General features: G+C 52.9%; 2 protein-coding genes. Both read right to left on the bottom strand.

Going from position 1 to position 26,872, the window contains the following annotated elements:
- Positions 1–7: 7 nt before the first annotated feature.
- Positions 8–6,673 carry a non-ribosomal peptide synthetase gene (locus Xentx_RS15925; protein ID WP_074021418.1) on the bottom strand — a complete coding sequence of 2,222 codons (6,666 nt, stop codon included), beginning with the start codon at positions 6,671–6,673 and terminating at the stop codon, positions 8–10.
- Positions 6,673–26,823, bottom strand: coding sequence for a non-ribosomal peptide synthetase (locus Xentx_RS18610; protein ID WP_422645860.1), 20,151 nt, complete (start codon positions 26,821–26,823; stop codon positions 6,673–6,675). Before Xentx_RS18610 ends, Xentx_RS15925 begins: the two co-directional genes overlap by 1 nt.
- Positions 26,824–26,872 lie beyond the last annotated feature (49 nt).

Raw genomic sequence — 26,872 nt, 5'->3', positions numbered from 1 at the left:
TTCCTTATCATTTGTTGCTGTCTCCGCCTAAAATTGCCATTAATTCTTCGGTTGACATTAAATCCAGTTCGTTCTCGAGTGATTCAATATTGCTGTTCCCTATAGCATCCAGTTGGGTGGTAAGGATGATGCCGGCCTGTTCCGCCAATTGAGGAGAAAGAAACAACGAGGAGATAGGGATATCGACCAGAAATTCATCTTGTATGCGTGTTGCTAATTGCGCGATCATCAATGAGTGGCCGCCAAGTTCAAAAAAGTTATCGTGGCGACCGATTCGCTCCAATCCCAACAAGTCTTGCCAGATTTGGGCCAGAATAATTTCTGCCGCACTGATCGGTGCTTCATAGTGGCGTGCAACCACAGCGGACGCATCAGGCTCAGGGAGTGCCTGACGGTCGAGTTTGCCATTAGCGTTCAGCGGGAAAAATTCCAATGTCACAAAGGCGCCGGGTAACATATAGTCGGCCAGGTGTTGGGAGAGTTGCTGGCGCAATTCGGCCGGCACCAGTTCAGTACCATCCAGAGGCCGCAGATAGGCGACCAGCCGTTTTTGACCCGACTCATCTTCACGGGCAATCACTACCGCTTCGCGCACCCCTTGGCATTGCATCAATTGAGCCTCGATTTCCCCTAATTCAATGCGGAAGCCACGCAATTTGACCTGGAAATCATAGCGACCAAGGTATTCGATATTGCCATCGGGCAGCCAACGACCTAGGTCGCCAGTTTTGTACATACGGGCATTTGGATGCTGGGAGAATGGATCGGTCAGGAAGCGTTCGGCGGTGAGTTCAGGACGATTCAGATAACCACGGGCAACACCAGCACCTGCGATATAAATTTCTCCGGCAACACCAAGAGGAACGGGCTGACCACGTGCATCCAGAATATAAACTTGGGTATTGGCAATCGGGCGGCCAATAGGAATGGAACGGGTTACATCCACGGGGGAAGTAATCTCGTAGGTGGTGGTAAACGTGGTGGTTTCTGTTGGACCATATCCGTTAATCAGGTGTACGGGTTGTGGCGCAGCCAATTGCACCTGTTGTATCTTCCTCGGATCGAGTACATCGCCACCGGTAAGCAGGTAACGTAACTGCCCAAACAAGGGCTTGAGGCTATCGAGATATTCGTTGAACAAACCCACCGTCAACCAGAGAGCGGTGACTCCTCCTTTAATCAGCGCATTGCAGAAATGTGCAGGATTGAGCAGCACAGATTGCGGAACCACATGCAGGCGTGCCCCATTGAGCAGGGCAGACCAGATTTCCCATGTCGATGCATCAAAAGCGATATTGGCACAATGGGCAACGCAGTCGCGGGCTCCGATATCGGCATAGGCACTATTGATAACCAGCCGATTAACACTGCGGTGCTCGACCATCACGCCTTTGGGTTGCCCTGTAGAGCCAGAGGTATAGATCACATAGGCCAAATTTTGTGATGTCAGGTGCAATGCCTGTGAATTAGGGTTATGAGTCGGTTGTTCCTCTAGTAACGTTTTCTGGGCATCCAGCACGACTATAGGTACAGTTGCAGGTACGCTGTTATACAGCCTGTCAAATTTTGCTATCTGGGTCAGTAATACCACCGGAGTAGCATCTTCGAGCATATAGGCCAATCGTTCAGTGGGATAAGCGGGATCGAGCGGGACATAAGCTCCGCCAGCCTTAAGGATGCCGAGTAATCCCACAATGGTGTCCAGACTGCGTTCGGCACAAATTGCCACCCGATCATCCGGCCGCACGCCCAGTGCAATCAAGTGGTGGGCCAGACGATTGGCACGTTGATTCAGTTCGCCATAGCTCAGTGTCTGGTTTTCGTAGACGACAGCGATGGTATCAGCATGCTGTTCAGCCCGTGCTTCAAATAGCTGGTGGATCAGTGCACCTTGTGGGAAATCGGTTTGGCTGTCGTTAAAATCTGCCAGCACTTGTTGCCGCTCTGCCGTCGGTAAGATCGGAACGTCCAAAATCATGTGTTGCGGATTATGTACCAAAGCATCGATCAGGCCACTAATGGCTGTCAGCAGGTAATGGGTTACACGAACTGGATCGATATCAGCCACAGTGTGGGTGGTCAGGTGAAAACCAACACCTAAATCATCTACCGATAGCGTAATGGGATAGTTGGTTCGTTCCTGTGTTGCGATGACGCGCATATCTGACCAGATATTAACCGCATTCGCTTCATTGGCTTGGGAATGACGGTAATTAAGCAGGGAACTGAACAGCGGCATGGGTTGCGTAACACCACTACAACTTTGTGCCAGTGCCAATGGTGCTTGTTCATGTTCCAGTAGCGTCATCAAGTTTTCGTAGGTGGCTTGCACCACCGTTTGCACATTGCGATCAGCCAGGGAGACACGCACTGGCAGGGTATTGATAAACATGCCCAGTATTTGGCCGGCACCCGCACCGCTTTGCAGACGACCCAATAGTACGGAACCAAAAACGATATCGTCACGACCACTGGTATGAGCCAATACCTGTGCCCAGGCCACATGAAATAAGACACTCGCGCTGATCCCTATGCGCCGAGCCTGGCTGCGAATGGCTTCCGCCAGCTCAGGGGCAAGAGGAAGGCGGGCTTCGGTGATGGCGTTACCCTCGCTTAATGTTTGGTTATCCGGTATCGACAGCACACCAAATGGTGCCGTTGGCGCATCAATATCGGCGAGTTGAGCACGAAAATAGGCTTCATGCTTTGCGGCTGGTACGTTCAGGGTTTGGGCGATAAAGTTGCGATAGGGCAGTGCCGTAGGCAGTGTTTGTTGTCCTTGCAATATTAGCGCTATTTCAGCAAAAATCAGATCCAGTGTCATATGGTCGCTGACCAGATGATGGAAACGCAAGGCCAGCAGCCATTCATCCTGTAGCGGATCATAGGCAATATCAGTGGCAAAGAGGGGTGCACGGTTCAAATTGATACGGTGCTGGCGCGGATCCGTGTGAGCCTGTAACTGTGCGGGAATAGAGTCCGTTGTGGTTGGCGTGAACTCACGGATAGTGAGAGGTGCCTTGCGCCAGACCACCTGCACCGGTTGTGTCAATCCTTGCCAGAAGACGGAAGTGCGCAGGATATCATGGCGGTTGATCACCTGTTGCAAGGCAGCCAGAAAGCTATCGAGACGATCGCGAGAATTGAACGCGAACAGGCTCTGCAACAGGTAGGTATCACCTTGTGCCTGCATTCGGTAATGGAACAGAATACCTTCCTGCAACGGGGCCAATGGATAGATATCCTGTATATTACTTACTCCGCCGGAAACGGTATCAGCGATGGCATCAATCTCAGATTGGGAAAGCGAAACTAGTGGCAACATATCGGGGGTAATGGCTGTGCAGCCATCAGGAATAAGGTTGGGGGGCACCACGAAAGCCTGGGTATCATGCTGGATAGCCTGAGCCATATCGGCGAGGACAGGTGAGGCGAATACACTGCGAACCTCGAGTTTCCTGCCGATACTACGCAGCTCTTCGATCAGACTGACAATCATCAGCGAATGGCCACCGAGTTCAAAGAAATGGTCATGGCGGCTGATTTGTTTCACCCTCAGGAGTTTTTGCCAAATCTGCACCAGGGCGATTTCTCTCTCACCGACGGGCGCTGCATAGCTGCGGGCCACAACTGCCGATAAATCTGGGACAGGCAGGGCCTGACGGTCGAGTTTACCATTAGGGGTAAGCGGGAAAGCGTCTAATATCACAAAGGCACTGGGCAACATATATTCAGTGAGATATTGGCTAAGCTGATGACGCAGGTCAAAGGGCACCAATTCGATACCCGTTTGGGGCAACAAATAGGCCACCAGACGCTTCTGGCCGGGCTCATCTTCGCGGGCCAGTACCACGGCTTCGCGCACGCCGTGACATTGTCTGAGCTGGATTTCTATTTCCCCCAGTTCAATGCGGAAGCCCCGCAACTTGACCTGAAAGTCATTGCGGCCAAGGTATTCAATATTGCCATCGGGCAGCCAGCGGGCAAGGTCACCGGTCTTGTACATACGCGCGTCCGGTTCCAACGCGAACGGATCAGCAAGAAAGCGCTCAGTGGTCAGTTCAAGGCGATTCAGATAGCCACGGGCGACACCAATACCGCCGATATAAATTTCCCCCGCCACACCGACGGGAACGGGCTGACCCTGTGCATCCAGAATATAAATTCGGGTATTGGCAATCGGGCGTCCAACAGGAATAGAACGGGTTACATCAATGGGAGACGTAATCTCGTAGGTGGTAGCAAATGTCGTGGTTTCCGTTGGGCCATACCCACTTATCAGGTGGGTGGGTTGGGATTCAGTCAATTGTACCTGTTGTATCTTCCTCGGATCGAGCACATCGCCACCGGTAAGCAGGTAACGTAATTGTCCAAAAAGGGGCTTAAGGCTATTGAGATATTCGTTGAACAAGCCCACCGTTAACCAGAGGGCAGTGACGCCTCCCTTAATCAGCGCATTGCAGAAATGTGCCGGATCGAGCAGCACGGATTGCGGAACCACATGCAGGCATGCCCCGTTAAGCAGGGCAGACCAGATTTCCCAGGTCGAGGCATCAAAAGCGATATTGGCACAATGGGCAACACAGTCATTCGGATCAATGTCAGCAAAGCCACTATTAACGATGAGACGAAGGACACTGCGATGCTCGACCATCACGCCTTTGGGTTGACCTGTTGAGCCGGAGGTATAAATCACATAAGCCAGATGATGTGATGTTAGCCCCAATGTATGGGCTTGCGGATTGTGAGTCGGTTGTATTTCCAGTAACGTTTTATGGGCATCAAGCACGATGACAGGCACCGTTGCAGGGACGCTGTCGTGCAGTCTGTCGAATTGTGCTGTCTGGGTCAGTAACACCACCGGGGTGGCATCTTCCAGCATATAGGCCAGCCGTTCGGCGGGGTAAGCTGGATCGAGCGGGACATAGGCCCCACCGGCCTTAAGAATACCGAGTAAACCCACGATGGTGTCCAGACTGCGTTCAGCACAAATCGCTATCCGATCATCCGGACGCACGCCTAAAGTAATCAGATAGTGGGCCAGCCGATTAGCGCGTTGGTTTAACTCACTGTAGCTCAGGATTTGATCTTCATAGACGACAGCAAGGGTATCGGGATGCTGTGCTGCCTGCGCTTCAAATAGTTGGTGGATCAATGCGTCTTGCGGGAAATCTGCCTGAGTGGCATTGAAGTCCACCAGTAATTGTTGCCGTTCTGATGCGGGCAGCATGGGCAAAGTGGTAATCTGCTGGGTTTCATCCGTCACCATGGCGGTCAGTACATGGGTTAAATAGACCACCATCCGTTCAACGGTGGTGGTGTCGAATAAATCGGTGGCGTATTCCAATTCACCGATCAGGCCAGTCTCGGTTTCACTCAGTGATAAGGTTAAGTCAAAATGAGCATTACGATGATCCTGAGCAATCGTCATCAGTTGCAAACCTGGTAGTACTAACGCTTGGGCGGGGGTGTTGTTTAAGGCCAGCATCACCTGAAAAAGGGGGTTGTAGCTTAAACTGCGTTCGGGCTGGAGCGCTTCCACCACCTGCTCGAAGGGCAGATCTTGATGGGCATAGGCGGCCAGTGCCCGCTCCCGAACCTGAGCAAGCAGATCGGCCACATTGAATCCATCATGGAAGGTAACGCGCAAAGCCAGCGTATTAACAAAGAAACCCATCAGCCCTTCCAGTTCATGCTGTGGTCGGTTAGCGACAGGGGTGCCGATAACGATATCATCCTGTCCACTGAGTCGGGCCAGTACAAGACTCCAGGCACTGAGCAGCGTCATAAACAACGTGGTATTGTGACGTTGCCCAAGTACTTTAAGTAAAGCCAATAAATCCGCATCAACGTGCACAGGCACGCGGTTACCCGCATAGGTTTGTACCGCTGGGCGTGGCCGGTCGGTGGGCAGGGTGAGTAAGGCAGGTGCGTCAGCAAGCTGGGCACACCAGAAATCACGTTGAGCAGTGAAGGCCGTGCCTTGTAGCTGCTCCTGTTGCCAGACCGCATAATCAGCATATTGAATTGGCAGGGGGGGCAAAGGATCATCATGATGACCGTCAAGGGTCGCACGGTAAAAGGTGCCCAGTTCTTGCACCAGCACACCGACGGACCAGCCGTCAGTAATAATGTGATGCAGGGTCAGCAACAGCACATACTCGTCGTCTGCCAGTTGCAGCAATTGACCACGGATTAACGGCCCTTGGGCAAGATCAAAGGATGCCTGCGCTTCGATATCAGCGAGTTCGGCAACACGCAGGGTACGCAAGGCGGGATCGAGCGGGCGCAGGTCGTGGCAGGACAGGGCAAAACTGATGTCAGCCGGATCGATATGCTGACAGGGTTGGCCTTCTATCAGGACAAAACGAGTACGCAGACTTTCATGGCGGGCAATCAGTCGGTCAAGTGATGTTTTCAGCGCATGGCAGTCGAGTTGACCAGTGAGGCGTAATGTCACCGGCAGATGATAAGCCTGGCAGGCCGCCGGATCGAGCTGGCTGATAAACCATAGCCGCCGCTGGGCAAAAGAAAGAGGCAGAGGCTGATGTCTGTCCGCGGGTTTGATGAATGCCGGTTGCTGTTGATCCCCGCGGGTTTTCAGTTGTTCTTCAAGTCTTTTCTCCAGTGCTGCACGTTTTAAATCATTGATATTCATATTTAACCTTGTCATTATTTACTGTCCCCGCCTAAAATTGCCATCAATTCTTCTGCCGACAATGAGTCAAGATCGTTTTGAATTGACTCAAGCTCGTTTTTCCCTATCGCATTCATTTGAGCTGAGAGAATGACAGTGGCCTGCTCTATCAATGTGGGAGAAGTGAATAACGAGGTCAGAGGGAGATTGACCAAGAATTTGTTTTGTATGCGGGTTATCAGTCTGACGACCATCAGCGAGTGGCCGCCGAGTTCAAAGAAGTGGTCATGGCGACTGATACGCTCCAGTCCTAATAAATCTTGCCAGATTTGCGCCAACGCGGTTTCTATTCTGCCTTGTGGCGGTTCATAACTCTGGGTCACTACGGCAGCTAGATCCGGCGCAGGCAGGGCCTGACGGTCAAGTTTGCCATTGGGGGTCAGGGGGAAGGATGCCAGCATGACAAAGGCACTGGGCAGCATATAGTCAGCGAGATGCCGGGCCAGTTGCTGGCGCAGCTCCGCAGGCATCAATTCAACCCCTTCCTGCGGTAATAGGTAGGCGACCAGCCGTTTCTGGCCGGGTTCGTCTTCGCGCGCCAGCACCACCGCTTCGCGTACCCCGCCACATTGGCAGAGCCGGGTTTCGATTTCCTCCGGTTCAATGCGGAAGCCTCGCAACTTGATCTGAAAATCATTGCGTCCGAGGTATTCGATATTGTCATCGGGTAGCCAACGACCAAGGTCACCGGTTTTATACATGCGTTCCTCTGGATCTGGGGAGAATGGATTGGTGAGGAAGCGTTCGGCAGTGAGTTCAGGACGGTTAAGGTAACCGCGAGCCACTCCGGCACCAGCAATATAAATTTCCCCTGCGACACCGTAAGGAACGGGTTGACCCTGCACATCCAGAATATAAATCTGGGTATTGGCAATCGGGCGACCGACAGGAATAGAGCGGGTCACATCAACAGGTGAAGTAATCGCATAAGTTGCTGCAAACGTGGTGGTTTCCGTTGGGCCATAGCCATTAATCAGGTGTGCTGGCTGGAACCCGGCCAATTGCACCTGTTGTATCTTCCTCGGATCAAGCACATCACCGCCGACAAGCAGGTAGCGCAATTGCCCAAACAGGGGCTTAAGGCTATCGAGATATTCGTTGAACAAGCCGACAGTCAACCAAAGGGCACTGATTTTCCCCTTAATCAGTGAATTGCAGAAATGCGCCGGATTAAGCAGAACAGATTGTGAAACCACATGCAGACGTGCACCATTAAGTAAGGCAGACCAGATTTCCCAGGTCGATGCGTCAAAAGCAATATTGGCGCAATGGGCGATACAATCATCGGGACCAATGTCAGTAAAGCCATTATTGATAATCAGGCGAAGAACATTGCGGTGCTCGACCATCACGCCTTTGGGCAGTCCGGTAGAACCGGAGGTATAGAGCACGTATGCCAGATGGTGTGACATCAATCCCAGAGCCTGTATGTCTGGGTTATAGGTTGGTTGCTCCTCCAGAAGTGATTCTTGAGCGTCGAGTATCACTATCGACATGGACATAGGTACAAAACTGGACAACTTGTCGGCTTGTGTTGTCTGAGTCAGCAAGGCCACAGGTTCTGAATCTTCAAGCATATAAGCCAGCCGTTCGATCGGATAGGTGGGATCGAGCGGTACATAAGCCCCACCGGCTTTGAGGATAGCGAGCAGGCCTACGATGAGATCCAGACTACGTTCGATACAGATTGCGACCCGATCATCCGGCTGTACTCCCAATGAAATCAGATGGTGAGCCAACTGATTGGCACGGCAGTTGAGTTCACCGTAACTGAGCGTTTGTTCTTCAAATACGACAGCGATGGTATCGGGATGGTGCGCCACTTGAGCTTCGAATAATTGATGAATCAGCTTGTCTTGCGGAAAATCCGTTTGCGTAGCGTTGACATCTACCAATAGTTGCTGGCGCTCTGTGGCGGGCAGGATTGATATGTCTTGAACCAACCGTTGTGGATCATGAACCAAAGCATCAATCAAACCGCTGATGGCGGTGACCAGATAGTTGGTTACGCGGGTTGGGTCGATATCGGCTACTGTCTGGGCGATTAACCGGAAATTGACACCTAAATCATCCACTGACAGGGTGATAGGATAGTTAGTTCGTTCCTCTGCGGCTAAAGTACGTATACCTGCCCAGATGGTATCAACTGATCCTGTTTCACCCGATTGACCATGACGATAATTCAATAAAGTACTAAACAACGGTATCGACTGCGGCATACCGCTGCAACGTTGTGCCAGTGCCAATGGAGCTTGTTCGTGTTCCAGTAACATCATTAAACCGTGGTGGGTATTTCGTACGACTTTCTGAACAGTGTAATTGGTCAAGGAAATCCGTATTGGTAACGTATTGATGAACATACCCAATACTCGCTCGGCTCCCGCGCCGCCTTGCAGCCGACCCAATAGCACGGAGCCAAACACCACATCATCACGGCCGCTGGTCTGTGCCAGCACCTGTGCCCAGGCGACATGGAACAGGACACCCGGACTGACCCCGAAACGCCGTGCCTGAGTACGGATGGCTTTGGCCAGATCGGGAGCGATAGGGAGGCGTGCCTCAGTTACGCGGTCGTTGTCAGGGTGAACCTTGAGTACAGCAAAGGGCGCTGTGGGTTCATCAATATCCGCCAGTTGGGTACGGAAATAAGCCTCATGATCAGCGGTCGGGGTAGCCAACATTTGGGCGATAAAGTTGCGGTAAGGCAATACCGCTGGCAGCCTCTCCGTCTTGCCCTGCAAGATAAGCGCGATTTCCGCAAAAATCAGCTCCAGTGTCAGATGGTCACTGACCAGATGATGGAAGCGTAGCGCAAGTAACCACTCATTTTGTGCCGGATTAGGGGTGATATCGGCGGTAAACAACGGAGCGCGATTCAGATCGATACGGTGTCTGCGTGGGTCGGTATGGCTCCTGAGTTGAGCAACCACGTCGTCGTCAGCCGTGATGGGATTGAAAACATTAACTGCCAGCGGTGCCTGACGCCAAACTACCTGCACCGGTTGGGCCAGTTCTTGCCAGTAGACGGCGGTACGCAGAATATCATGGCGGTCAATGACCTGTTGCAGTGCGGTTAAAAAGGCATTGAGGCGTTCACAGGTATCGAACGCGAGCAAGCTTTGCAGCAGATAATTATCCCCCTGTGTCTGTAACAGATGATGGAACAGAATGCCTTCCTGTAACGGTGCAAGCGGATAGATATCCTGCACCTGACTGGCGCCACCTGGGATCTTCTCAACGAGGGTATCAATTTCAGCCTGGGAGAGAGAAACCAGAGGCAGCATATCGGGGGTGATAGCCATACAGTCTTCAGGGATACGGCTGGGGGGCACGACAAAGGTACTGACCTTACGCTGGATAGCCTGAGCCATCGCAACCAGAACCGGCGCGACAAACACGCTGCGCACGTCGAGCTGCCAGCCCAGATTGCGTAGCTCTTCGATCAGACTGACAATCATCAGCGAATGGCCACCGAGTTCAAAGAAGTGGTCATGGCGACTGACCTGTTTCAATCCTAAAAGTTTTTGCCAGATTTGGGCTAAGGTGATTTCTGTTTCACCGACGGGGGCTTCGTAGCTGCGCGTCACCACCGCGGATAAATCCGGGGCTGGCAGGGCCTGACGGTTAAGTTTGCCATTGGGCGTCAGCGGGAAAGTGTCCAGGGTGACAAAGGCGCTGGGCAGCATATAGTCAGCCAGATGCTGGGCAAGCTGCTGGCGTAGTTCAGCGGGCACCAGTTCAATCCCCGTCTGCGGTAGTAAATAGGCGACCAGTCGTTTCTGGCCGGGCTCATCTTCGCGGGCCAGCACCACCGCCTCCCGTACTCCGTCACACTGGGTGAGCTGGGCTTCGATTTCTCCCAGTTCGATACGAAAGCCGCGCAGTTTGACCTGAAAATCATTGCGGCCGAGGTATTCGATATTGCCATCGGGCAGCCAGCGGCCGAGGTCACCGGTCTTGTACAAGCGGGCAGTCGAGTCAGGGCAGAACGGATCGGTCAGGAAGCGCTCGGCTGTCAGTTCAGACCGGTTCAGGTAGCCCCGAGCGACTCCGGCTCCGGCGATATAGATTTCGCCCGCCACACCAAGCGGTACGGGGTGGCCGTAGGCGTCGAGAATATAGATCCGTAGATCTGCCAGTGGCTGACCAATCAAACTGCCCCGCCCTGAGTGGATATCGGATTCCATGAGTTCTCGGTAGGTGGCATGAACGGTAATTTCGGTGATGCCATACATATTGACCAGACGGGTTTGTGCCGTCGGGTTGCGCTCCACCCACGGAGCCAGGGTATGCAATTCCAGGGCTTCGCCGCCAAAAATAATGCACCGCAGCGTATGTGTAGTCGCATCCTGGGCGGAAATTAATTGACGAAAAGCACTGGGGGTTTGGTTCAATATTGTGACGTGTTCACGACACAATAACGAATAGAATAGCTGCGGTGAACGGGCACATTCTGCTGAGATAATGATCAGCCGACCACCGTAAGCCAACGCCCCCCACAATTCCCAGACGGAGAAATCGAAAGCAAACGAGTGGAACAGCGTCCAGACATCCTGATCATCAAACTGAAAACGAGCTTGTGTGGCGGCTAACAGGCGGGTGACATTGGCGTGCTCAACCATGACACCTTTCGGTGTTCCGGTCGATCCCGACGTGTAAATCACATAGGCCAGATGACGGGATGTCAGGCCCAGCGCCTGAATATTTGGATTGTCAGTCGGTTGTATTGCCAGGCCCTGTTCAGGGTTGTCCAGCAAAACCACAGGCAAGGGGCTATTCAGTTTGTCGCATAATGTGGTTTGGGTCAGTAAAGCCACCGGTGTGGCATCTTCCAGCATATAGGCCAAGCGTTCGGCAGGGTAAACCGGATCGAGTGGTACATAGGCACCACCTGCTTTGAGAATTGCCAGTAAGCCGACCACCATTTCCAGACTTCTTTCGACACAAATCGCGATCCGATCGTCCGGACGTACTCCCAACGTGATCAAATAATGTGCTAACTGATTGGCGCGGCGGTTTAACTCACCATAGCTGATCGTTTGCTCCCCAAATACAGCAGCGATAGCCTCAGAATGCTGTGCGGCCTGTGCTTCAAACAGTGTGTGGATCAGTGCCACTTGTGGGAAATCTATCCGAGCGGCATTGAAGCCGGCCAGTAGTTGTTGCCGCTCCGATGCCGGCAGCATGGGCAGGGTGACAATCCGCTGGGTTTCATCCTCCACCATTGCGGTCAGTACATTTGCCAGATAACCGACCATCCGCTCAATCGTGGTGGCATCGAATAAATCCACGGCATAAGCCAGCTCACCGGCCAAGCCGGCTTCGGTTTCGGTCAGGGATAAGGTTAAATCAAAGTGTGCACTATGGTGTACCTGCTCAACGAGAGAGAGCTGGAGATCAGGTAACACCGGCTCCTGGAGTGATAAATGTTGTGGCGTGTTGTTTAAGGCCAGCATCACCTGGAAGATTGGGCTGTAACTCAGGCTGCGTTCGGGCTGGAGGGCTTCCACCACCTGTTCAAAGGGCAGATCCTGATGGGTGTAGGCCGCGAAAGCATGTTCCCGCACCTGGGCGAGTAAATCAGCGACACAGGTAGAATCATCCAGTGTGATACGCAAAGCCAGCGTATTGACGAAGAACCCGATTAATCCTTCCAGTTCATGATGCGGGCGGTTAGCCACCGGCGTACCGATGACAATATCCTCCTGCCCACTGAGCCGGGTGAGGACGATGCTCCAGGCACTGAGTACCGTCATAAACAGGGTGGTGTTATGGCGCTGTCCCAGTTCTTTAAGCGAAGCCAGTAATGCTGCATCAATGTGGACTGGTATTCGGCTGCCCACATAGGACTGCACTGCGGGGCGGGGTCGGTCGGTGGGCAGCGTCAGTAAGGCCGGTGCGCCGGCCAGCCGGGCACACCAGAAATCACGTTGAGCCGTGAGAGTGGCTTCTTGTAGCTCACCACGCTGCCAGACCGCATAGTCGGCATACTGAATCGGCAACGGCGGTAAGGGAGCGTCTTGACCGTCAAGGATGGTGCGGTAAAGGGTACTGAGTTCATGAAGCAATACGCCGATGGACCAGCCATCAGAGATAATATGATGCTGGGTGAGCAGCAGGAGCTGCTCATCATCGGTCAATTGCAGCAGGTGACCCCGGAGCAGCGGGCCTTGAATAAAATCAAACGGCGTCTGTGCTTCGCGATCCGTTAATTCCGCAATACGGTTGCTACGGGCGTCCGGCGTTAATGGGCGCAGATCTTGGTAAGACAGGGCAAAGCCGATATCAGCCGGATCGATATGCTGACAGGGCTGGCCGGAAACCAGCACAAAGCGGGTACGCAGGCTTTCATGGCGGGCAACCAGATGATCAAGGGCGCGGGTCAGGGCTGGGCGATGAAGCTGACCGGTCAGGCGCAACGCTATGGGAATATGATAAGCCAGGCTGGCCGCTGGATCGAGCTGAGCGAGGAACCATAAACGCTGCTGGGCAAAGGACAGCGGCAACGGCTGGCTGCGGTCAGCCACAGGGATGTTTACCTGAGAGATTATTGCCGTATCAGTCAGTGCGAGGGCCAGATCGACCAACAGCGGCTGGTCAAAGAGTTGTTGTAATGGCAACTCGCGAGCCAGTTGTTGACGAATGCGGGTCGCCAGTTGGACAGCCAGCAGGGAATGGCCCCCGAGTTCGAAGAAATTATCGTAACGGCCCACGTGTTCCAGGCCGAGTAGGTTTTGCCAAATTTCGGCCAAGGCGATTTCTGTTTCACCCACGGGAGCAGCATAATTCCGGATCACCACGGACGCTAAATCTGGCGCAGGGAGAGCCCGACGATCCAGCTTGCCGTTAGGCGTGAGCGGGAAGGCATCCAGCGTGACAAAGGCGCCGGGCAGCATATAGTCCGCCAGATGTAGGGCAAGCTGCCGGCGCAATTCAGCCGGCACTAGTTCAGCCCCCTCCTGCGGCAGCAGGTAAGCAACCAGCCGTTTTTGCCCCGATGCATCTTCGCGGGCCAGCACCACCGCTTCACGTACCCCGTCACATTGGCTGAGTTTAGCTTCAATTTCCCCCAGCTCGATACGAAAGCCGCGTAGTTTGACCTGAAAATCATTGCGGCCGAGGTAGTCGATATTGCCATCGTGTCGCCAGCGGCCAAGGTCACCGGTCTTGTACATGCGGGCATCGGGTTCCGAAGAGAACGGATCGGCAAGGAAGCGTTCAGCGGTCAGTTCAGGCCGGTTCAGGTAGCCGCGAGCCACCCCGTCACCGGCGATATGGATTTCCCCCGCCACACCGACGGGAACCGGTTGTCCCTGAGTATCCAGAATATAAATCTGGGTATTAGCGATTGGATGGCCGACAGGTATCTTATCGTCAACGTTCTGGTCTGTCATGGCCGGGATTTCATAGGCGGTGGCAAACGTGGTGGTTTCCGTTGGTCCATAGACATGCAGTAAATGTTGGGGGGGATATGCGGTTCTGAGGTGAATGGCCGGACGGGTATCCGCCTGTTCCCCACCAAAAAGAACATACCGTAAGCCGGATAAGGCTGGCCCAATCAGGTTTGCATATTGGTTAAACAGAGCCGTGGTCAGGAAGAGAGCACTGACCCCTTCCGATGACAGGCACTGACCAAAAAGGGTGGGTTGTAACAGGATCTTTTCTGGGATGAGTAGAATATGCGCCCCATGAACCAGGCCAGCCCACACTTCCCAGGTGGCAGCGTCAAATGAGACGTTGGCGCAATGGGCAATACAGTCGTCAGGCCCCATATCAGCAAAGCCATTATTGATGATCAGGCTAACGACATTGCGATGCTCGACCATCACCCCTTTGGGTTCGCCGGTCGAACCCGATGTGTAAATCACATAAGCCAGGTGACGGGATGTCAGTCCCTGTGCTTGTACGTCGGGATTATCCGTTGACTGGGAGGCCCATATCGGCTGCTGGTGGTCAAATAACGGATCAAGTAAGACTGTCGGCACGGTATCAGGCAGCGTGTTGAGCTGCGCTGACCGGGTCAATAACACCACCGGCGCCGCGTCCTGAAGCATATAGGCCAGCCGTTCAGTTGGGTAGGCCGGATTGAGCGGGACATAAGCCCCGCCGGCTTTCAGGATAGCCAGTAAGCCGACCACCATCTCCAGACTGCGTTCGATACAGATGGCGACCCGATCATCAGGGCGTACGCCCAAGGCAATCAAATGATGAGCCAGACGATTGGCATACTGGTTCAATGCTTCATAGCTCAATGTTTGCCCTTCGCAGATCACAGCTATGGCATGGGGGCGTTGTAATGCCTGGGCCTCAACGAGTTGATGGATCAATGCGTCTTGCGGGAAATCCGTCTGAGTGGCATTGAAGTCCACCAGCAATTGTTGCCGCTCTGCCACCGGTAAGATGGGAATATCCCGGATTTCTTGTTGTGGGTGATGAACTAAGGCATCGATTAAACCGCTGATGGCTGTCATCAGATAGGTATTGATGCGTTCTGGCGCAATGTCGGTGACGGTCAGGGCCGTCAACTGGAAATTATCCCCTAAATCATCGACTGACAGGGTAATGGGATAGTTGGTCTGTTCATCAGCCGCGACCAGACGCATTTCTGTCCATATGGTGTCAATGGTATCGTTCCTGTCAGCCTGACTATGACGATAATTGAGCAGGGTGCTGAACAGCGGCATGGGTTGGGTCACGCCACTACACCGTTGCGCCAGCGCCAGCGGAGCCTGCTCATGTTCCAGCAAAGCGGTCAGATGCTGATAGGTTTCCTGCACGCTTTCCTGTACCGTGCGCCCGCCCAGAGAGATGCGCAGGGGGAGAGTGTTGATAAACATCCCCAGTATGCGGTCAGCCCCCGCTCCGCCTTGCAGTCGGCCCAGTAGCACGGAGCCAAACACCACGTCATTGTGGCCGCTGGTGTGGGCCAATACCTGCGCCCAGGCCACATGGAACAAGACACTGGGACTGACCCCTAAACGACGGGATTGAACACGAATGGCTTCAGCCAGTTCAGGAGCGAGTAAAAGTCTGGACTTGGCGACAGATACAGATTTGGCATCGTTTGGCGTGTTTTGGGGCATGCTGTTGGGCATAGTGAGCACACCGAACGGTGCCGTTGGTTCGTCAATATCAGCGAGCTGTTCGCGAAAGTAATCCTCATGCACTGAATTCGGTACATTCAGGCTCTGGGCGATAAAGTTGCGATAAGGTAGCGTGGTGGGTAGAGCTTCCACATTTCCTCGTACTATTTGGGTAATCTCAGCAAAAATCAGATCCAGTGTCATATGGTCGCTGACCAGATGGTGGAAACGCAGTGCCAGCAACCACTCATTTTGTGCCGGATCAAGGGCAATATCAGCCGTAAATAAGGGGGCTTGAGTCAGGTCAATACGGTGCTGGCGCGGATCAGTGTGAGCCAGTAGCTGTGCCGGAATGTCGTCCGTCGTGGCAGGAGTAAAGACATTGACAGTCAGCGGTGCCTGACGCCAAACCACCTGCACCGACTGTGCCAGATCTTGCCAATAAACCGCCGTGCGCAGGATATCATGACGATCAATAACTTGCTGTAAGGCACCCAGGAAAGCATCAAGACGTTTGCGGGTATCGAAGGCAAGTATGATTTGCAATAAATAGGTGTCACCTTGTACCTGCAACAGATGGTGGAACAGAATGCCTTCCTGCAAGGGAGACAATGGATAGATATCCTGCACATTACTCGTTCCGCCAGAAACGGTATCAACGATAGCATCAATCTCAGTCTGGGAGAGGGAAACCAGTGACAGCATATCGGGGGTGATGGCTGTGCAGCCCTCTGGAATAAGGTTAGGTGGCACGATAAAGGTATTGGCGCCACGCTGGAGAGCCTGGGCCATATCGGTCAGAATGGGGGCGGCGAATACACTACGAACGGCGAGTTGCCAACCCAGCTTGCGCAGTTCTTCGATCAGGCTGACTATCATCAACGAATGGCCGCCGAGTTCAAAGAAATGGTCGTGGCGGCTGACCTGCGGCAATCCCAATAGCTCTTGCCAGATCTGGGCCAGGGTGTTTTCTGCTTCGCCAGTCGGGGATTCATGGCTGCGCATCACGATAGAAGATGAATCTGGTTCAAGCAGCGCCTGATGGTCGAGTTTTCCGTTTGGCGTTAGAGGGAAGGTGTCCAGCGTGACAAAGGCACTGGGCAGCATATAGTCGGCGAGGTGCAGGGCAAGTTGCTGGCGCAATTCAGCGGGCACCAATTCAGCGCCTTCCTCTGGCAGCAGATAGGCGAGCAGTCGTTTCTGACCGGGCTCATCTTCGCGAGCAATCACCACCGCTTCACGTACCCCGCCACATTGCGTGAGTTTGGCCTCGATTTCCCCCAATTCAATGCGGAAACCACGGAGCTTGATTTGGAAATCATTACGGCCAAGGTATTCAATATTACCATTGGAGAGCCAGCGCCCGAGATCCCCTGTTTTGTACATCCGCGCATTGGGGGTGGAAGAGAACGGATCAGCGAGGAAACGCTCGGTGGTAAGTTCGGGACGATTAAGATAACCACGGGCGACTCCCGTACCAGCAATATAAATCTCCCCCATGACACCAAGCGGGACAGGCTGATAATGGGGATCAAGGATATAGATTTGGGTATTGGCTATGGGGCGGCCAATCGGGGGCGGATTATCTGCTGAGTTATCCTCTGCGCAGGAACAGGAATAGAGCGTCGCACAGACCGTGATTTCCGTCGGCCCATAGGCATTGAGCATTTGTCGTCCTGGTGACCAGCGTTTGACTAAGGTCGGCGGACAGGCTTCGCCCCCCACCAGCAAGGTTTGTAAGGTATTGGGCAGGGCATCCATCGCGGCCAGTGCAGTGGGCGACAGGAGAACATGGCTGATGGCCTGGTCGGCTAAATAGCCGGACAATACTGCACCGGGCAGCAGGTTGTCCCGTTTGGCCAGATAGAGGCGAGCACCCGTTACGAGAGCCATGCAACATTCCCAGATACTGGCATCGAAACTGTTTGAGGCGAACTGTAAAACGCGACTATCTGGGGTCAGTGCCAGTGTATGTTGCTGAGTGGTGATCAAATTGCACAGGCTATGATGTTCGATCATGACCCCTTTCGGTTGACCGGTCGAACCGGAAGTATAAATAACATAGGCCAGATGGTGTGACGCCAACCCCAGTGCCTGTGCGTCTGGATTATCAGTGGGTTGTGTTGCCAGGCACGATTCTTGGCTATCCAGTAAGAGGGTGGGCAAAGCGTTAAACTGAGCGAGCCACTCTGATTTGGCTAGTTCTGCTTGGGTCAGTAAAGCCACCGGTGCGGCATCTTCAACCATGTAAACCAGCCGTTCGACCGGATAAATGGGATCGAGCGGCACATAGGCTCCACCAGCCTTGAGGATAGCCAGTAAGCCGATCACCATCTCCAGACTGCGCTCGGCACAGAGGGCGACCCGATCGTCCGGAAGTACTCCCAATGCTATCAGAGCATGGGCGAGTTGATTGGCGCAGCGATTAAGTTCTGCATAGCTGAGCGTTTGCCTTTCAAAGACAACCGCGATCGCTTCAGGTTGCCGTTCCGCTTGTGCTTCAAACAATTGGTGGATCAACGCGTTTTGCGGGAAATCCGCCTGAGTGGCATTGAAGTCTACCAGCAGTTGTTGCCGTTCTGATGCGGACAGCAGGGGTACAGTAGCAATGTGTTGTGTTTCATCTGTCGCCATGGCGGTCAGCACATTGGTTAAGTAACCGACCATACGCTCAATGGTTGCGGCGTCGAACAGATCGGCTGCATAGGCCAGATCACCGACCAGACCGGTTTCTGTTTCAGTCAGTGATAAGGTCAAATCAAAGTGAGCGCTGGGATGCGTCTGTTCAATGGGTATACATTGGATATCGGGAAATGCCAGCGCCTGAGCGGGGGTATTATTTAAGGCCAGCATCACCTGGAAAATCGGGCTATAGCTGAGATTGCGTTCAGGCTGGAGCGCTTCCACCACCTGCTCGAAGGGCAGATCCTGATGAGCATAGGCGGCCAGTGCACGCTCCCGAACCTGGGTGAGCAGCTCAGTGACTGTGGCGGAATCATTCAGGGTGACACGCAAGGCCAGTGTATTAACGAAGAAACCGATTAATCCCTCAAGTTCATGATGCGGGCGGTTGGCGACAGGTGTACCGATAACGATATCATCCAGCCCACTAAGCCGGGACAATACGACGCCCCATGCGCTCAGCACGGCCATAAATAAAGTGGTGTTATGGCGCTGCCCAAGCCTTTTCAGTGAGGCTAATAAGCCAGCATCAAAGTGGACAGGGACTCGACCACCGACGAAAGTTTGTATAGCTGGACGCGGTCGGTCAGTCGGGAGAGTCAGTAAGACCGGCGCGCCTTCAAGCTGAGTGCACCAGAAATCACGTTGTGCCGTGAGCGCAGCTTCTTGCAGCCAGTGACGCTGCCAGACAGCATAGTCGGCGTACTGGATCGGCAATGGTGGCAAGGCGATATCTTGGTTGTCGAGGATGGTGCGATAAAGAACGCTGAGTTCATGCATCAGTACACCGATGGACCAGCCATCCGAGATAATATGATGTTGGGTGAGCAGTAAGACATGCTCTTCGTTTGCCAGTTGCAGCAGGTGACCGCGGATCAGCGGGCCTTGGGTAAAGTCAAAAGGTGTCTGTGCTTCAAGGGCGGTCAAATCAGTAATATGGTCGGAGTGCGTTTCTGGTGCTAACGAGCGTAAGTCTTGGTAAGACAGGGCAAAGTTAATGTCAGCCGGTTCGATATGCTGATAAGGCTGGCCGGAAACCAGCACAAAGCGGGTACGCAGGCTTTCATGTCGGGCGATCAATTGGTCAAATGCACGGGTTAAGGCAGGGCGATTAAGCTGACCGATTAGGCGTAATGCCAGAGGAATATGATAAGCCAGACTGGCTGCTTGATCGATCTGACTCAGGAACCATAGTCTTTGCTGAGCAAAGGACAGGGGTAACGGCTGGTTGCGATCAGTAACAGGGATCATCATCTGGGCCGTTGCCGAAGCGCCAGTGAGTGTCTGAGCCAGATCCATCAAAATGGGCTGGTCAAAGAGTTGCTGGAGTGACAAATCCCGTACCAAATCTTGGCGTACGTGTGCGATGAGCTGGACGGCAAGCAGGGAATGCCCCCCGAGTTCAAAGAAATGATCGAAGCGACCCACTTGTTCCAGTCCGAGCAAATCTTGCCAAATCTGAGCCAAGGTAATTTCTATCTCACCGATGGGAGCTTCATAGCCGCGAGCTGCCACTGCTGATAAATTAGGTGCAGGCAGGGCCTGACGGTCGAGTTTGCCATTAGGCGTCAGTGGGAAGGACTCCAACGTGACAAAAGCACTGGGCAACATATATTCGGCGAGATGTTGGGCGAGTTGCTGGTGCAGTGCAGTGGGCTCCAGTTCAATCCCCTCTTGCGGTAACAGATAGGCCACCAGCCGTTTTTGCCCAGGTTCATCTTCGCGGGCAATCACTACCGCTTCACATACGCCGTCACATTGGGTCAGTCTGGCTTCGATTTCTCCCAACTCAATGCGGAAGCCACGCAATTTAACCTGAAAATCATTGCGCCCGAGGTATTCGATATTGCCATCGGAACGCCAGCGGCCGAGGTCACCGGTTTTGTACATGCGGGTGTTTGACTCTGAAGCGAAGGGTTCGGTCAGGAAACGTTCGGCAGTCAGTTCAGGGCGATTGAGGTAACCGCGGGCTACGCCAGCACCGGCAATATAAATTTCCCCTGTCACCTCGTGAGGAACAGGTTGGCCGTGTGTATCCAGGATATAAATCTGGGTATTGGCAATCGGGCGGCCGATAGGAATGGAACGCGTCACATCAACGGGAGAACTCATTGCATAGGTAGTAGCAAATGTTGTGGTTTCCGTTGGACCATAGCAATTTATCAGGTGGACGGGTTGAGATTCAGCCAATTGCACCTGTTGTATCTTTCTCGGATCGAGAACATCACCGCCGATAAGCAAATAACGCAATTGCCCAAACAGGGGTTTAAGAGTATCGAGATATTCATTGAACAAGCCCACAGTCAACCAGAGGGCGGTGACGCGTCCCTTGATCAGTGCATCACAGAAATGTGCCGGATCGAGCAGCACCGATTGTGGCACCACATGCAGGCATGCCCCGTTGAGCAGGGCAGACCAGATTTCCCAAGTCGAGGCATCAAAAGCGATATTGGCACAATGGGCGACACAGTCATTCGGATCAATATCAGCAAAGCCACTATTAACGATGAGACGAAGGACATTGCGATGTTCGACCATCACGCCTTTAGGTTGTCCGGTAGAGCCAGAGGTATAGATCACATAGGCCAAATTCTGTGATGTCAGGCCCAGGGTTTGTGTATTGGGGTTGTGAGTCGGTTGTGTCGCCCAAAACGGTTCTTGTGTATCGAGCAATACCGTAGGTATCAGGTTGTTTAGCCTGCTAACTTGTGCGGTCTGGGTCAGCAGAACCACAGGCTCTGCATCCTCAAGCATATAAACCAGTCGTTCAGTCGGGTAGTCTGGATCAAGCGGCACGTAGGCACCGCCAGCCTTGAGAATAGCCAGCAAACCAACTACCGTTTCCAGACTGCGTTCGGCACAGAGGGCAATTCGATCGTCTGGACGCACACCCAGCGCAATCAGGTAATGAGCCAGCCGGTTGGCACGGCGGTTAAGTTCGTCATAGCTCAGGGATTGTTTTGCAAACACGATGGCTGTTGCATCGGGATGATGTTCCACCTGAGTTTCGAACAGTTGGTGGATCAAGGCACTTTGTGGAAAATCCACTTGCGTGGCATTAAAGTCCACCAACAGTTGTTGCCGTTCTGTCGCTGGCAAAATTGATAGATCTTGAATTAATCGTTGTGGTTTGTGAGCCAAAGCATCGACCAATCCACCGATAGCAGTCGCCAGATAAGTCGTTATGCGTGTCGGATCAATACTTGCCACCGTTTGTGCAGTCAGACGGAAACCGATACCCATATCATCTACCGATAAGGTAATCGGATAGTTAGTCCGTTCCTCAATGGCAACGATACGCATATCTATTTGAGGTATTTCAATTACATTAGCTTCGTCTCCCTCGGTGATTTGGCTGTGACGGTAATTGAGTAGGGTACTGAACAGCGGTATTGATTGCGCCACACCGCTACAACGTTGAGCCAGTGCTAATGGTACTTGTTCGTGTTCCAGTAGTGCCGTTAAATTGTGATAGGTAAGCTGCACCACTTCCTGCACATTATGATCGGCAAGGGAAATTCGTATTGGCAGGGTATTAATAAACATCCCCAATGTTCGGGAAGCTCCTGCACCTCCCTGTAATCGGCCTGATAGTACGGAGCCAAAGACTACATCATCGCGGTCGCTGGTTTGGGACAGCACTTGTGCCCAGGCGACATGGAACAGGACACCTGAACTGACTCCCAGACGGCGGGCTTGAGTACGTATAGCCTCCGCCAAAGTCGGATCGAGTGAGAGATGGGCTTCGACGATCGGTTCATTATCATCCTGCATTGAGAGTACACCGAAGGGTGCAGTTGGTGTGTCGATATCAGCCAGTTGAGAACGGAAATAAGCTTCGTGCTCAGTACCCGACACACTTAAAGTCTGGGCGATAAAGTTGCGGTAGGGCAACGTTGCCGGCAGGGTATCAGCATCTCCCTGTTGTATTTGGGCAATTTCGGCAAAAATCAGCTCAAGTGTCATGTGGTCACTGACCAGATGATGGAAACGCAGAGATAGCAACCATTCATCCCGTGCCGGATCATGGGCGATATCAGCAGCGAATAGAGGGGCACGGCTCAAATCGAGACGATGCCGACGTGGGTTTGTATTTTCCTGTAGTTGAGACAGGACGTTATCTGCCGTGTCAGGGACGAAGACATTGATATACAACGGTGCCTGACGCCAGACTACCTGGACTGGCCTTATCAATCCTTGCCAGCAGGCCGCGGTACGCAGGATATCGTGGCGGTCAATGACTTGTTGGAAAGCGGACAGGAAAGTGTCAAGACGCTCGCGAGTTTCGAAAGCAAGCAGGGTCTGTAACAGATAAGTGTCGCCTTGGGATTGGCGCAAATGGTGGAACAGGACACCTTCTTGTAACGGTGCCAACGGATAAATATCCTGTATATTGCTGACCCCGCCAGGAGTTGCTTCAACGATGGCATCAATCTCGGTTTGGGTCAATGAAACCAGTGGCAGCATATCAGGCGTAATGGCTGTGCAATCGACAGGAATACCGTTAGGCGGCACCACGAAAGTGTCGATATCACCCTTAATTGCCTGTGCCATCTCAGTCAGGACAGGTGCAGAGAACACACTGCGAACATCAAGCTGCCAGCCGAGGCCGTACAGCCGTTCGATCAGGCTGACAATCATCAATGAATGACCGCCAAGTTCAAAGAAATGGTCATGCCGGCCGACTTGTTCCAAGCCTAATAGATCCTGCCAGATCTGCGCCAGAGCGATTTCCACCTCTCCGTGTGGGGCTTCATAGCCACGTGCTATCACTGAAAACGCATCAGGGGCTGGGAGAGCTTGACGGTCAAGTTTACCGTTGGCAGTCAGTGGGAAAGTATCGAGTACCACAAAGGCACTGGGCAGCATGTATTCAGCGAGGTGTTGGGCAAGCTGTTGGCGTAGTTCTGCGGGAACCAGCTCAATGCCGTTCTGAGGTCGCAAATAGGCGACCAGTCGTTTCTGTCCTTCCGTGTTTTTATCTTCTGAGTTTCGATAAACAATATCAGTATCTTCACGGGCAATCACTACCGCTTCTTGCACGCCATGGCATTTCATCAACTGGGTTTCGATTTCCCCCAGTTCGATACGGAAGCCACGCAGTTTAATCTGAAAATCATTGCGGCCAAGGTAGTCAATCGTACCATCGGGTAGCCAGCGGCCGAGGTCGCCGGTTTTGTACATGCGGGCATCGGGATCTGAAGAGAACGGATTAGTAAGGAAACGTTCCTCAGTGAGTTCAGGACGATTCAGGTAACCACGGGCAACCCCTGCACCGGCAATATGTATTTCCCCAACAACACCAAGTGGTACGGGCTGTTCATGTGGATCTAGAATATAAATTTGGGTATTGGCAATCGGGCGTCCGATATGGCTATTAAATCCCGTTGTCCGGCTCATTCGAGTCCAGGTGGAATACGTCGTGGTCTCAGAAGGGCCATACAGATTGCACACATTCTGTATGGAAGAATGGGCAAATAAATGTTCAACAATGTGTGGCTTTACTTTTTCCCCCGCTAAATTGATCGTCCGAATGTTCGCGGGTAGCGCATTGGTTTCCACAAGGTGTGAGATGGCCGATGGCACGGTGTTAATAAGGCTGACTAATGGTTTTGTGTTGGCCGAGCTTGTATGGATCAGTGACAGTATGTCAGGAATAAGGTGAACCGTACCACCAAGGAGCAGAGGGGCAAAGCATTCGTATACCGATAAATCAAAATTTAGTGAAGTAGCAAAAAGTGTGTGTGCTAACTCCTCCTGACTAAACGTCTGTTGTGCCCAGATCAGGAAATTCACCGTATTGCGGTGCTCGATTGCTACGCCTTTAGGCAAACCGGTAGAGCCTGACGTGTAGATAACATAGGCCAGATGGCGTGACGTTAGTCCCAATGCTTGTGCGTCGGGATTATGAGCTGGCAGAAATGGTTCTTGGGTGCTGAGTATGTTATCGAGTAAAACAATGGGTATCGTGTTAGTCAGCTTATCGGCAAGTTTTGTTTGGGTCAGTATCACTATCGGCGCTGAGTCTGCGAGCATATGCATCAGTCGTTCGGTTGGATAAGTCGGATCGAACGGCACATAGGCACCACCCGCTTTGAGAATGCCAAGTAACCCCACCATCATGTCCAGATTGCGCTCAACACAAATCGCTACCCGATCATCTGGGCGTATCCCTAAGGCAATAAGATGATGTGCCAGTCGATTGGCCCTGCGGTTCAGTTCATCATAACTGAGTGTTTGATCTCCACACACTACCGCTGTAGCGCTGGGGCTGTTGATCACCTGTTCTTCAAATAGTTGGTGGATCAGTGTATCTTGCGGGAAGTCTGCTTGGGTGGCGTTAAAATCCACCAACAGTTGGTGCCGCTCTGAAGCTGACAACATCGGCAAATTCGCAATGACTTGGGTTGCATCGGTTGCCATCGCTGCCAGTACTCGCTGCAAATAGCCGACTATACGTTCAACCGTTGCAGCATCAAACAGATCGGAGGCATATTCCAGTCCACCGACTAAACCAGTCTCGGTTTCAGTTAACAACAACATTAAATCGAAGTGGGCACTATGGGTCGCCAGTTCAACTCGGGAAATCTGCAAACTGGATAACGTTTGGCTCTGAACTGGAGTGTTGTCTAAAGCCAACATGACCTGAAATATTGGGCTATGGCTTAAGTTGCGCTCAGGTTGCAATGCTTCCACCACCTGCTCGAAGGGCAGATCCTGATGGGCATAGGCGGCTAACGCCTGCTCCCGAACCTGTGTAATAAGTTCAGTTACACTGAGATCCACATTGAATTTAACGCGCAGAGCTAATGTATTGACGAAGAAGCCCATCAACGCTTCAAGCTCACGATTTGGACGGTTGGCGACAGGGGTGCCGATGACAATATCATCCTGACCACTAAGCCTGGCGAGAACAATACTCCAGCCAGCCAGTAGGGTCATAAATAAGGTGCTGTTATGGCGGTGTCCAAGTTCCTTAAGTGAATTCAGTACCGAGGCATCAAGGTGGAAAGGCACTTGTCTGCCGACATAAGTTTGTACTGCTGGGCGTGGACGATCGGTCGGGAGTGACAATAACGCGGGCGCATTTTCAAGTTGATTGAGCCAGAAGTTTCGTTGTGTAGTAAACATCGCTCCTTGCAACCAATCACGCTGCCAAACGGTATAATCGGCGTACTGAATGGGAAGTTGTGGCAAAGGATCATTATGGTCGTTGAGAACTGCATGATAGAAAACATCCAGTTCGCGTACCAGCACCCTGATAGACCAGCCGTCAGCGACAATGTGATGCAGAGTGATCAGTAACACATGTTCATTATCCGCCAGTTGCAGCAGTTGACCGCGGATAAGCGGGCCCTGAGCAAAATCGAAAAGAGTTTGGGCTGCAAGATTGGCAAGTTCGGTAATACGGTCGATACGCAGAGCAGGATCGAGCTGACGCAAGTCTTGACAGGACAGGGCAAAACCGATATCCGCAGGGTCGATTTGCTGGCTGGGTTGGCCTTCAACCAGCACAAAACGTGTCCGCAGACTTTCATGTCGAGCCACAAGACGATCAAGTGCGGTGGTCAGTGCATGGTGATTAAGTTGACCAGTCAGGCGTAGTGCGACAGGAATATGATAGGCCTGACTTGCCGCCGGATCGAGCTGGCCAAGGAACCATAATCGCTGTTGGGCAAAGGACAAAGGCAAGGGCTGGCTGCGATCAGCAAGGGGGATGACTGTTTGTGTGATAGTGGCCGCTTCTGTCAGCGTCTGGGCCAGCGCCATCAGGAGCGGCTGAGCAAACAGGGTTTGTAACGGTAACTCCCGCGCCAATACCTGACGGGTACGGGCGACAAGCTGGACAGCCAGCAGGGAGTGTCCGCCCAGCTCAAAGAAATGATCATGACGGCCAACTCGCTCCAGTCCCAATAAGTCTTGCCAGATTTGTGCCAACGCATTTTCTATGTCACCGACGGGCGCTTCATAGCTGCGTGTCACTACGGCAGAAGCATCCGGCGCAGGGAGTGCCTGACGGTTAAGTTTGCCATTGGGCGTGAGTGGGAAGGTTTCCAGCATCACAAATGCACCGGGCAGCATATAATCGGCCAGGTGTCGGGCGAGTTGCTGACGCAGTTCAGCGGGCACCAGTTTAGCGCCAGCCAGCGGCCGCAGATAGGCCACCAGCCGTTTCTGGCCGGGCTCATCTTCGCGGGCAATCACCACGGCTTCGCGCACCCCGTGACACTGCATAAGTTGTGTTTCGATTTCCCCCAATTCAATGCGGAAACCCCGCAGTTTGACCTGAAAGTCATTGCGACCAAGGTAGTCGATATTGCCATCGGGTCGCCAGCGGCCAAGGTCACCGGTTTTGTACATGCGGGCATGGGGGGTTGGGGAAAACGGGTCAACAAGAAAACGCTCGGCC

Origin of the sequence: Xenorhabdus thuongxuanensis (genome assembly GCF_001908095.1) — a bacterium.
Taxonomy (GTDB): Bacteria; Pseudomonadota; Gammaproteobacteria; order Enterobacterales; family Enterobacteriaceae; genus Xenorhabdus; species Xenorhabdus thuongxuanensis.
This window is presented reverse-complemented; position numbering and strand designations above follow the sequence as displayed.